The sequence below is a fragment of the Corynebacterium sp. HMSC074C05 genome (assembly GCF_001838325.1).
GTDB classification, from domain to species: domain Bacteria; phylum Actinomycetota; class Actinomycetes; order Mycobacteriales; family Mycobacteriaceae; genus Corynebacterium; species Corynebacterium amycolatum.
The window spans coordinates 175,691-187,460 of record NZ_KV836295.1; the positions used below are offsets into that span (position 1 = coordinate 175,691).

At 62.4% G+C, this 11,770-nt stretch carries 9 protein-coding genes; 3 read left to right on the top strand and 6 right to left on the bottom strand.

The features are described from left to right. The first annotated feature begins 235 nt into the window (after window positions 1-235). From HMPREF3042_RS08920 to HMPREF3042_RS08930, 3 genes are all read left to right on the top strand, one after another. Entirely contained in the window at window positions 236-1,507 is a 1,272-nt protein-coding gene (locus HMPREF3042_RS08920; RefSeq protein WP_141764800.1) for an exonuclease domain-containing protein, read from the top strand. 61 nt (window positions 1,508-1,568) lie between these two features. Further along, the gene (locus tag HMPREF3042_RS08925) at window positions 1,569-2,918 is read left to right on the top strand and encodes a MurT ligase domain-containing protein (protein WP_070856856.1); all 1,350 of its coding nucleotides are present in this window, start codon (window positions 1,569-1,571) and stop codon (window positions 2,916-2,918) included. After that, window positions 2,919-3,731 carry a type 1 glutamine amidotransferase gene (locus HMPREF3042_RS08930; RefSeq protein WP_070841459.1) on the top strand — a complete coding sequence of 271 codons (813 nt, stop codon included), beginning with the start codon at window positions 2,919-2,921 and terminating at the stop codon, window positions 3,729-3,731. Between the two features lie 56 nt (window positions 3,732-3,787). Here the strand turns inward: HMPREF3042_RS08930 and recR are convergent, their stop codons facing one another. The 6 genes from recR to HMPREF3042_RS08960 all read right to left on the bottom strand — a co-directional run bounded on the left by recR (window position 3,788) and on the right by HMPREF3042_RS08960 (window position 11,593). Further along, the gene (gene recR / locus HMPREF3042_RS08935) at window positions 3,788-4,414 is read right to left on the bottom strand and encodes a recombination mediator RecR (protein WP_038627355.1); all 627 of its coding nucleotides are present in this window, start codon (window positions 4,412-4,414) and stop codon (window positions 3,788-3,790) included. A gap of 37 nt (window positions 4,415-4,451) precedes the next feature. After that, window positions 4,452-4,775, bottom strand: coding sequence for a YbaB/EbfC family nucleoid-associated protein (locus HMPREF3042_RS08940; protein WP_005511884.1), 324 nt, complete (start codon window positions 4,773-4,775; stop codon window positions 4,452-4,454). Window positions 4,776-4,888: 113 nt separating this feature from the next. Next, a complete protein-coding gene (locus HMPREF3042_RS08945; RefSeq protein ID WP_070856857.1) occupies window positions 4,889-7,936 on the bottom strand; it encodes a DNA polymerase III subunit gamma and tau in 3,048 nt (1,015 codons plus the stop codon). A 30-nt stretch (window positions 7,937-7,966) separates the two neighbouring features. Further along, window positions 7,967-8,692, bottom strand: coding sequence for a suppressor of fused domain protein (locus HMPREF3042_RS08950; RefSeq protein WP_070856859.1), 726 nt, complete (start codon window positions 8,690-8,692; stop codon window positions 7,967-7,969). A gap of 34 nt (window positions 8,693-8,726) precedes the next feature. Continuing rightward, on the bottom strand, window positions 8,727-9,998 hold the full coding sequence (locus HMPREF3042_RS08955) for an aspartate aminotransferase type Ic (protein WP_187402557.1): 1,272 nt from the start codon (window positions 9,996-9,998) through the stop codon (window positions 8,727-8,729). Window positions 9,999-10,123: 125 nt separating this feature from the next. Beyond that, complete coding sequence (locus HMPREF3042_RS08960; protein WP_070856861.1) at window positions 10,124-11,593, bottom strand: SulP family inorganic anion transporter; 1,470 nt, start codon at window positions 11,591-11,593, stop codon at window positions 10,124-10,126. Between the last annotated feature and the right edge of the window lie 177 nt (window positions 11,594-11,770).

Here is an 11,770-nt window from a genome sequence, read left to right on the forward strand (position 1 = left end):
CGGTTCCATTACTTTTCGGCTGAGCACCCCTCGGGGGAGAAGCTTTGGGACTTGTGTGTCTTGCGTAATCTATGGGCCCCGTGTGACCGGATCCCCGGTCCTTCTGAGCTTGAGGCCGAGATAGTGCCCAAGTTACTGACTAGGTTTATGACACTTTCGTGGCAAAATTTTTGCTCAAAGTGTCATAAGCCTAGTCACTTTCTCCGCGGGTGAGCGCACCCGCTAGTCTTGAGGCATGACTGAATCGGCGCGCGAGGAGCGCAGAGCGACTGGGGCCTCTTCTCAGACGAAGAGGCGGCGACGGAATCGTCGCCGTTCTCAACGCGCGTCGGAAGCGGGAGCCAAAACACCACCAACTGCACCGGCTTCCACCACAACGGACGCAGCCACGCCGGCCGCAGCCACCACCGACACGGCCACGACCAGCGCAACCGCAACCACACCGGCCACAGCCGAGACCGCCGCAACAAAGGCCGCTGACGAGCACAAACAGTTCTCGTCGGCGGAGGACGCTCCCTACGCAATCGTGTCCATCCAGGCCACGGGCATCCATCCCAAGACGTCTCGGCTGGTCAGCCTGGGAGTGTCCACCGCCGACAGCAGCGGCAACATCGTGGACACCTGGCATGTCGTCATCAATCCCACCGAAGATCCCGGCCCGACACACCTCCACGGCCTCGAGCCCGCGGACTTCGAGGGGGCTCCGAAATTCGGAGTGATCCAGGCCAAGCTCGCGCACGCCCTCGATGGGCGCACGCTGGTTGCTCATAACGCCCCGCTGGTCTGGGGTTTTATAGTTGCCGAGGCCAAGAGGGCCCGTCGTCAAGCGAATCGTGAGCGGTCCGCACGGAACAAGCGGGGGCGTCGTCGTACGCGTACTCGCGTCGCGCGGATTCCGGCGCCCGCGCGGATTGCCGATACGTTGGAAACGGCGCGTCGCCAGGGCAAACGGCTTGACGACGCACGCCTGCGCGCCGTCGCGCGCGCCTACGGCCTCGATGTGCCTTCACCCGAGGCATCGATTGCCGGCATCTCGGTGCCGGAGCGGGTGCGGACGTTGGATGACGTCACCACCACGCTTGCGCTCTTCCGTGCACAGGGCGGGCTCGATGAGGGTACAACCCTGAACATGTACACGCCTGACCAGCTACGCGAGGACATTGTGGGCCTGCAGCGCTCGGCAGTGCGTGTCGACGCGATGGAAGCGCCGCGGCCCGTGGAGAACCCCGGCCGCTATGCGCCGGGGCGGAAGCTCGTGGAGGGCATGGAGTTCGTCGTGGCGCCAGAGGTGTCGCTGGACCCGGATGAGTTGATTGCGGCGGGTGTGCGGGCTGGGCTGGCGTACTCGGAGAAGGTCACGCGGGAATCGTCGGTGCTAGTGTGTAACCGACCTGCGGATGTGACGCCGGATCAGCTGACGGGCAAGGCGATGCATGCCCACCGGAAGGACATCCCGATCGTTTCCGATGAGGCATTTCTGCGACTGGTCGGCGAGATGGAGAAGTAGGGCTCGGGCTTTTTGCCCAGCGCATTCGTTCTACGAATTATTCACAGTAAAATACACAGTTATGAAAGAAGGCACTTCACATAACGACGTAAGTGACCACAGTCGCAACCGCGCAAGCTCCCCGAGCCTGCGCGCACGGTTCGCCACATCCGCCGCTCACGCCGCCACCTGGGCTTCCCGGAAGTCCGGTCGCGGCGCGGGCGGCATGATCGGTGGCCTGATTGCGCAGAAGATTGACCCGCGCATTCTGGCCTCCCTCGGCAAGGGACGCCCGGCCGCGATCATCACTGGCACCAACGGCAAGTCCACCACCACCCGCATGTTCGCGGCCGCCATGCGCGCCGCTGGCCACAACGTGGCCACCAACGAAGGCGGCGACAACATGGACGCGGGCATCATCTCCGCGCTGCTCGCCACTCCCGATGCGGACAGCCTGGTCCTGGAAGTCGATGAGCTGCACGTCCCGCACATCGCAGCGGATCTGAAACCGCAGGTCCTGGTGCTGCTGAACCTTTCCCGCGACCAGCTCGACCGCGTCGGCGAGATCAACAAGATTGAGGCCACACTCCGCGCTGCGGTGGACGCTAACCCGCAAGCGACGGTCATCGCCAACTGCGACGACCCACTCATCGCATCGGCTGCGTGGGATGCCAAGAAGGTTATTTGGGTCTCCGCGGGCGGCGGCTGGACCAACGATGCCACCTCCTCCCCGCGCACCGGCGGCCCTATCATCCAGGACGGCCACGACTGGTATGCCGTGAAGCCACTCCCGGACGGCTCGGAGTTCAAGCGCCCAGAGCCGGACTACCGCATCACTGCGGAGGGAGTCATCACGCCTGCTGGCGACACCCTGCCGATGAACCTCACACTGCCGGGCAACGCCAACCGCGGCAACGCCACCTTGGCAATCGCGGGCGCTGTCGATATGGGCGCGGACCTGGAGAAATCCCTCCGGGCCACCGAGACCGTCGACAACGTTGCAGGCCGCTACTCCACCATGGTTGTGCGGGATGACAAGGGCGCCGAGAAGCACGTGCGCATGCTGCTGGCCAAGAACCCAGCCGGCTGGCAAGAGGCGCTGTCCATGGTCGATCGCACTGCGGATGCAGTGGTCATCGCGGTCAACGGTCACGTCGCCGACGGCGAGGACCTGTCCTGGCTATGGGATGTCCGCTTCGAAGACTTCGACGGCATGGATGTGTTATCCGCGGGCGAACGCGGAACTGACCTCGCGGTGCGGTTGCTGTATGCGGGCATTGATGCGAGGTTGGTCGCAAATCCGCTGCAGGCGATCCGGTCGTGTGAGGCGCGGGGGTCGTCGTCAAGCGTCACCCGAGTTGAGGTGCTGGCGAACTACACCGCCTTCCGCGATCTGAAGCGCGACATCGAACGAGCACAGGAGGAAAAGTAAATGAGCGAGCTGTCTATCGGTCTGATCCTCCCGGACGTGCTGGGCACCTACGGCGATGATGGAAATGCGCTGGTGCTGCGACAACGCGCGCGGATGCGTGGGATTGACGCCGAGATTGTCCCGATCAAGCTGGGCGACGCCGTCCCCACCAACCTGGATATTTACACCGTCGGCGGCGGCGAGGACGTCGCGCAGACCATCGCGGTGGAGCACCTGATTAACGACGGCGGCATCAAAAAGGCAGCCGATGCCGGCAAGCAGATCCTCGCAATTTGCGCAGGCTTCCAGATCTTCGGCAATTCTTTCCGCGCGGGCGGACGCGACGTCGCAGGTCTCGGCCTTGTCGACTGCACCACCGATTCGCTGCCCACGCGCGCAATCGGCGAAATCTGCACGCTCGTCGATCCCACGAACGGTTTGCTTGACGACGTCGACGCCAGCCCGCTGACTGGCTTCGAAAACCACATGGGTCGCACGACCTTGGGTACCGATGCGAAGCCGCTTGGTCGGGTTGTCCGTGGCGTGGGCAACTCTGGCCCGGAAGTGGAGCAGGCGGACTCCGGGATTGCTCCGGGAGTAGACGTTGCTGCACTTAACCCCGCCGGTGGCGTCGAGGGCGCGGTGCAGGGCTCGATTATCTGCACCTACCTGCACGGCCCCGTGCTGGCCCGCAATCCGCAGCTGGCTGATCTTTTGCTGGCCCGCGCGACCGGCCAGGACCTGTCGAGTTTGGCTCCGCTGGACATCGAGGTTGTGGATAAGCTGCGCGAAGAGCGCATTTTGTCCAAGCCGCGTCCGAAGAGCGAGCGCTAGTTTTTGTGGTTTCGCGCGACCGGCCGAGCTGACTGGTCAGCGGCCGGTTGGCGGGCCTAGACCTTCAGCCGGCCCGTCAGCGCGCGGGACAAGGTGAGTTCATCGACGAACTCCAAGTCACCGCCGAGCGGCATGCCGGAGGCCAACCGAGTGACCTCGAGATCCGGGAAGTCCCGGAGCAGCCGGGCCAAATAGGTGGCGGTTGCTTCGCCCTCGGTGTTGGGGTCAGTCGCGATGATGACCTCGTGGATTTCGGGGGGCTCGGTCTCGTCGACGTCGTCAAGCACGCCTGCGATGCGTTGCAGCAGCGTGCGGATATTGAGCTCGTTCGGGCCGATGCCGCCGAGCGGATCGAGCGCCCCGCCGAGCACGTGGTAGCGACCGTTGTACTCCCCCGTGCGCTCGATGGCCTGGATATCGCGCGCCTCTTCAACGACGCACACCAGACCACGGTCGCGGCGTGTGTCCGAGCAGTACTGACACACGTCGCTTTCCGAGATGTTGCCGCAGACCCGGCAGAATTGCACACCCTCGCGCACCCGCCCCAGCGCGGATTGGAGTCGCCCGATGTCCTCCGGCTCCGCCTTCATCAAGTAGAAAGCGATACGCTGAGCTGACTTCGGGCCGATGCCCGGCAGGCGCGAGAACTCATCAATGAGATCTTGGAGTGGTCCCTCGAACAATGATAATTACCTACAATTACTGGTCTGAAAAGCTAATTTAGAAACCGAGGCCACCGAGACCGTCGAAGCCCTGGGACAGCGGGCCCATCTTCTGCTCTGCCAGCGACTGCACCTTAGCGGTAGCGTCCTGGAAAGCAGCGAGGACCAGGTCCTGCAGCCCGTCGACATCCTCCGGGTCTACGACCTTCGGATCAATGGCGATGTCCGTGACCTCGCCCGAGCCCTGCATAGTCACCTTGACCAGACCGCCACCGGCCTCACCGACGATGGTGGAGGCGACGATCTCCTGCTGTGCTGCCTGCAGCTGCGCCTGCATCTGCTGTGCCTGCTGCAGAATTGCGTTCATATCTGGCTGAGTCATAACTAACTTTCCTAACTATTGTGCTTTTTACGTGCTGATTTATAGTTACGCGCACGCTTAAAGGCTCATCGCCCTTGCTTTACGACGCGCATCGCCGCCCCATTCTAACGGCTCTAGCGGTCTTCTAGCGGTTTGGCTCCCAGCTCCTTTTCCAGCATCTCCATGACCACGTCCTTTAGCGAACGGTGATCGAGCGACCCGACCTCGTTCGCGGCCTCGAAATACTCGGAGGTGTCCTCTTCGTAGTTGTTGTCCTGCAGGTTTTGGGAAACCGGGTTGTAGGTGGTGTTGGCGTTGGACGGGGTGCGCGAACCGTAGCCCCCTGCGCCCTCTGCGCCCTCTGGCGGAGCGAACTCCTCCATGGGCTCTGGTGGCAGCGGGACGCCGCCGAAGCCCGAATCCTGATTGGCCTGAGCTTGGGCATTTGCCTGGGCATTGGCTTGCGCCGCGCGCAGGAACGACTGCGGCTGCGGCTGGTTTGGCTGCTGTTGATGGACCGGGTTCGGGTTCGGCTGAGTCGGTTGGCTTGGCTGAGCTGGTTGATTTGGCTGGCTTTGCTGATGTGGCTGCGCTGGCTGGTCGTGACCTGCCTGGTGACCCATCGCAGCACGCTTGGCAGCCTCGATTTTTGCGCGACGCTCAGCAACGGACGCGTAGGCCGACGACCGCTGCGGGCGCGGTGCGGGCGCTGGCTGCGCCTGCTGTTCCTGCTGTACCTGCTGCTCAGATGTCTCTGGTTGCGCTGGCGCTGCTGGTGTCGGTGCAGGGGCGGTGTCGTTCGGCGAGGACGAACCTCTTGACGACGAATCATCTTCCCCAGCAACGCCACCTGTAGCTGTTGAACGCGGTGCGCGCGGGCGCGTACCGACGACACAGTGCACCTGGCCGTTGAAACCCGTCACCTGCTTTACGGCAGCAGACAGTGCCTGTTCGTAATCCGGTGTGTTTAGCCTGGTAGCGAGCGCTCCTGTGCTGTGCCCGATGATGAGCCTGTCATTTTCGACATCGAGCGGTACTGCCTGCTCGGCCAACACACGAATGGGGAACGCGTGCGGGCCGTCAACAGCTGCAAGGATGTCCTGCCAGCGCTCGCGGATTTGCTCGATACCGGCGGGTGCAGGTTCGGGCTCCGGCTGTGGTGTTGGTTCCGGTTGCGGTGCTGGCTCTGGTGCTTGCTGAACCTGCGGTTCCGGCTGCGATTCTGGCGACTGAGTAGTCTGCGTTGGCTGTTCAGGCTGCTCGGGCTGAGCGGCCTGAGTTGGCCGTGCCGACTCGGCTGATTGCTCGGGCTGGGCTGGTTGTTCAGACTGTGCGGCCTGAGTCGGCTGGGTTAGCTGTTCAGAGTGTGTTGGCGAGGAAGAGACAACTGGCTCCTCCTCGACAATCGACATGGAGCCGCCTTCACCCTCACGCTCACGAGTCTGCTGCTCACGCTCCTGTGCAAGCTGCGCCCGAGTCTGCTGCTCGCTAATCCGGGCATGCTCCGCCATCTTCCGACGGAACTCACGAATCTTCTCTGCCTGAGCCTCTTCCTCGGACAGCGGCTGCTCAGCCGATTCAGGCTGCTGCGGTTGTTCAGCCTGCTGAGGCTGCTCAACTGATTCGGCCGACGTAGCCTGCGTAGGCTGTTCAGGCTGCTCAGCGGGCGCAGTAGGTGCTTCTGGTGCAGGCTTCGGCTCAGTTACCGACTCCTGCGACACCGCTGCCGCTGGTGCCGATTGCTGCTCAACGGGTTCCGACTGAACCTTAGGCTGCGGTCCCGGCTGGGGCTGAGGTTGCGACGGTGCCTGCGCTGGCGCTGCCTGCTCAGTACGTCCGCGCTGAGTGACCGAAGCCGACTGCGCACCCTTCTTACGCTGGGCATTCCGCTGGCGCCACGCCTCCCGAGCCGACTGGCCAGACTGCATCGGCGACGCTTCAGCCGCACCCGCATCGGAAGACACCGGTGCCGCTGCGGGAGTTGCGGCCCCCGAGCCGTCGGCAAGCGCGGGCCTGCCGTGCTCCAACGCTTCTACGCGCTGCAGCAGCGACTCCACGGAGTCTTCGGTGGCGGGCAGGAGCATGCGCGCACAGAGGACTTCGAGCAGCAGGCGCGGCGACGTCACGCCGCGGAAGTGCCGCAGACCATCAGAGAGCACCTGCGTGAAGCGCGTCAGCGTCGCCGGGGGAATTGTCCCGGCCTGCTCCAGAACACCGTCGATTTGGCTCTCCGGGATCTCCACCAAGCCCTGCTCCAGCGCATTCGGCACTGCGGACAGCACCAGCAAATCACGCACCCGGCCAAGCAGATCCGAGGCAAACCGCGCCGGATCCTGACCCGACATAATCACACGCCCGACCACGCTAAACATGGCCGCACGATCGCCCGCTGCCAGCGCCTCAATCGCATCCGTGATGATCACGCTGTCAGTGACACCGAGAATGGCCGCAGACGTTTCATAATCCACGCCATTGGTGCCGGAACCGGCAATGAGCTGATCCATAACCGACAGCGAGTCACGCGGCGAACCACCACCGGCCTGGATGACCAGCGGATACACGTCCGGCTCTACCCGCACGCCCTCGGCCGTGACCACACGCTCAAGCAGCCCGCGCATATCCGGCGGAGTCAACAACCGGAACGGGTAGTGATGCGTACGCGAACGAATAGTCGGCAGCACACGCTCCGGCTCCGTGGTCGCAAAAATGAAGATGAGGTGCTCCGGCGGCTCCTCCACAATCTTCAAAAGCGCATTGAAACCCGAAGCGGTAATCATATGCGCCTCGTCAATAATGAAGATGCGATAGCGCGACTCCGCCGGCTGGAAGATAGCCTTTTCCCGCAGCTCACGCATATCTTCCACACCATTGTGGGAAGCCGCGTCCAGCTCAATAACGTCCAAATTGCCCGGACCGCCCGGCGCTAGCGCACGACACGACGCACACTGGCCACACGGTGTGGCCGTCGGCCCCTCCGCACAGTTCAAACTGCGCGCCATAATGCGCGCCGACGAGGTCTTGCCACAGCCACGCGGCCCGGAGAACAAATACGCATGGTTAATGCGGTTGGGACGCCCCTGCGCATCCCGAGATTCCAACGCCGCCGACAGCGGGTCAGTTACGTGCCGCTGCCCCACCACTTCGGCGAACGATGCCGGACGATACTTCCTATACAGAGCCACGTGCTCAGCCTACCTTCCACCCCGGATCGGCTAGTTCGAACCCTCCTGGGAAACAACCGACTCACGGCACCAATCCCGCAGGTCAGCATCTACTTCGGCCAACTTCTGCATCAGCGCCTGCGGCCCCTGCTGCTCATAAAACACCAGCTCCGCATCCGTAATTGGCACCAGTTGCGTCATCGTGGTCATGCGTCCCTGCGGCGACTCCACATCGCCCTCATGCAGGCTGATCTTGCCCGGCATCTCAGACACATTTGGCACCCCGTCGCTCCACACATACGGCACCGTGCACAGCACGTGTGCCACGGTAAAGGCCGTGCTTGACGACGACTCCCCTACCCCAGCCGCCTGATCGGCCGCTACCCGAATCGCATTCGGGATGACACGGCCCGGAATTGGCGACAGGAACTCCGGTTCTTCCTCCACCAGCGCTCCCGCGGCCGCGACCATGGTGGCCACGGGAAAATCAGCGTAAGCGACGGCGAAGAGCTCCACGCGGATATCCGTCTGTGCAGCGCCAGTCAGGCCACAGTAGTTGCGGCCCAACTCCACCGTGGCGGCTGCCGTTTCCGGACGACGCTCGTTCGCTTGGCCGTCCGGCTCGTCGTAAAGCGAGAACTCAGCGACCCGAAGCGGTGCCGAATCGTGTTCCTGCCCGTGCCGACCACTGGCCGGCAGCTCCGTCACATACTCGCCGACCTGGGGGGCTCCGGGGAAAAGCCCGGAGATCCAAAACTTCGTCTCTTCGAAGTTCATACAGTCCTATCCCGACCTACCTGGCTTGCTTGGCCTAGGCAGTCGCCTTCTCGGCGGCGGCGAGCAGCACACAGGTAGCGACGCCGTTCATAGCGACCTCGAGCTCCTCCATCGGAGGCAGCGACGGTGCCAGACGGATGTTGCGGTCATTCGGATCCTGCTTCAGCGGGAAGGAAGAACCAGAACCGGTTAGCGCAATACCGGCCTCCTTAGCCAGCTCCACCACGCGACGAGCGGTGCCATCAACTACGTCGAGGTTGATGAAGTAACCGCCGGTCGGCTTCGACCACTCTGCCACGCCGTACTCCGTCAGGCGCTCATCCAGAATCTGCAGAACCTTCTCAAACTTCGGAGCCAGCGAACCGGCGTGACGGCGCATCTGCTCGCGCACGCCCTCCGCGTCACCGAAGAACTTGGCGTGAGCCAGCTGGTTGACCTTGTTCGGGCCAATGCCGCGGATACCAGCGTGCTTGAGGTAATCCTCCAAGTTGGCATCCGAAGAAGCGTAGAAAGCAACGCCGGCACCAGCGAAGGTGATCTTCGAGGTCGAGCCGAATGCCCACACGCGGTTCGGATTGCCCGCCTCTTCCGCCCACTTAATGACGTTGTGAATCTCCGGGAACTCATCCGTCAGCGTGTGAACCATGTAGGCGTTATCCCACATCAGACGGAAATCCGGAGCAGCGGTTTCCATTTCAACCAGACGACGGCAGACCTCAGCGCTGTAGGTCACGCCCGTCGGGTTCGAGAACATCGGGACATTCCACATGCCCTTAATCTGCGGGTCAGAGGCAACCAGCTTCTCCACGACATCCATATCCGGACCGTCTTCGTTCAGCGGCACCTGGATCATCTCAATGCCGAAGTGCTGCGTAATGGAAAAGTGACGGTCATACCCCGGAACCGGGCACAGCCACTTAAGCACCGGCTCCTCGTTCCACGGGCGTTCCGAGTCGACGTTGCCGAACTGCATGGCCCACGAAATCAGGTCAAACTCGATGTTCAGGCTGGAAGCATCCTGTGCCAGGACGTTTTCCACCGGCAGATCCATCAGTTCCGCCCAGATAGCGCGGATATCAGTAATACCCTTGGCGTTGCCGTAATTGCGGACGTCCTCCCCAGAAACCGAAATGTAATCCGGCGCCGGGAGACCCAGCAGGGCATTCGCGAAATCAAGCTGCTCCGACGACGGCTTGCCACGAGTCAAATTCAGTGCGAGGTTACGGGACTTCAGTTCCTCATATGCCTTCGCAAACTCATCCTTGTGTGCCGCCAACTGCTGAACATCAAAGGAATCCACGGCCATGGTGTACGCACCCTCCCAGGTATCGGACATAAGTTAAAACCTGACAAACCTGGCACGGAAAACCTTTTCCCCGCGCCGCATCTGGCTTTGCAACTAAGTGTAAGGCATACTCCGGATTGGGATTTCTACAACTTCCCCGACAGAGCATCCAGACGCTGCTTACTCGGCCCCTCCAAGCCGATAATTTCCACCTCTTTGCCCCGGTCAGCAAACTTGACCCGCACCGAATCCAATGCCGCCACCGTGGAAGCATCCCAAATTTCGGCCTCCGACATATCGATGACAATCCGCTGCGCAGGATCGGTGTAGTCGAACTGGTACACCAGGTCGTTACTGGAGGCGAAGAACAGCTGACCCCGCACCTTGTACGTCCGGGAGTGGGCGCTGGGGTCGTCGTCAAGCACTTCGATCCTGACCAGGTGAGCGACACGGCGCGCGAACATCAGCGACGCCACGACCACGCCCGAAACCACACCGATGGCAAGGTTATCCGTCGCCAGCGTGGCGATGACCGTCACCAGCATCACCGCCGTCTCCGAACGCGGCATCAGGCGCAATGTCCGCGGGGAAATCGAGCGCCAATCGACCGTGTCCACCGCCACCACAACCATCACCGCAACTAGCGCCGCCATCGGAATCGCACCGACTGCGGAACTGAGCAGAAGGACCAGAATGAGCAGGAAGACGCCGGAAAAGAGCGTCGTCAAGCGAGTGCGTCCCGACGATTCCTTCACACCCACCATCGTCTGACCAATCATCGCGCAGCCAGCGATACCGCCGAAGAAACCGCCCGCGATATTCGCGACACCGAGCCCCCACGTCTCGCGGGTCTTGTCCGAATGCGTGTCCGTGATGTCGTCGACGAGTTTCGCCGTCATCAGCGATTCCATAATGCCGACGATCGCCACGCCCATCGAATACGGCGCAATCAGCTGCAGAGTCTCCCAGGTCAGCGGCACATTCGGGATCAGCAGCTGCGGGAGGGATTCCGGGAGCTCACCCATATCGCTCACGTTCGGCACGCGCCAATCCGCCAACACCGCAACAAGCGTGACGACGAGCACCGTTACCAGCGGAGCCGGAATCGCGGTGAACACACGGGGCAGGAACACCATAATCGCAATACCCAAGGCGACCAGCGGGTACACCAACCACGACACATCGATGAGATGTTCCAGCTGCGCGGTGAAAATGAGGATGCCCAGCGCGTTGACAAAGCCAATCATGACCGCGCGGGGAATGAAACGCTGCAGCTTAGCGATACCCAGCGCCGCAAAGGCAATCTGCAACACGCCCGCGAGCAACACCGTCGGGATTAGGTAATCCATCCCGTACGTCCGCGACAGCGGCGCGACGACGAGCGCAACCGAACCAGCGGCAGCGGTAATCATGGCCGGGCGACCACCCGTGAAGGCAATCACGATGGCCATAATCACCGAGCTAAACAGCCCCACCGCCGGGTCCACGCCCGCCAAGATGGAAAACGAAATGACCTCGGGGATCAGCGCGAACGACACCGCAGCACCGGCCAGCAGCTCGGTGCGCAGGCGCTTCGGTGAAGAAACTGCGAACCGGAAGGAGTCCCACACGCCCATTGGGGCTGGGGTTTCTCGGGTTTCGGGTGGTTCTGGTGTGGTTCTGGAGTTTCTAGCGGTTCTCGTGTTGCCTGTGGTGGCACTCGCATGTCGTTGGCATCGCTCATGCACAGTATTCTGCCAGACCAGCGAACGCGAAACGCGACCACTTGTGGCCAAGGTATTCACCTATCGATG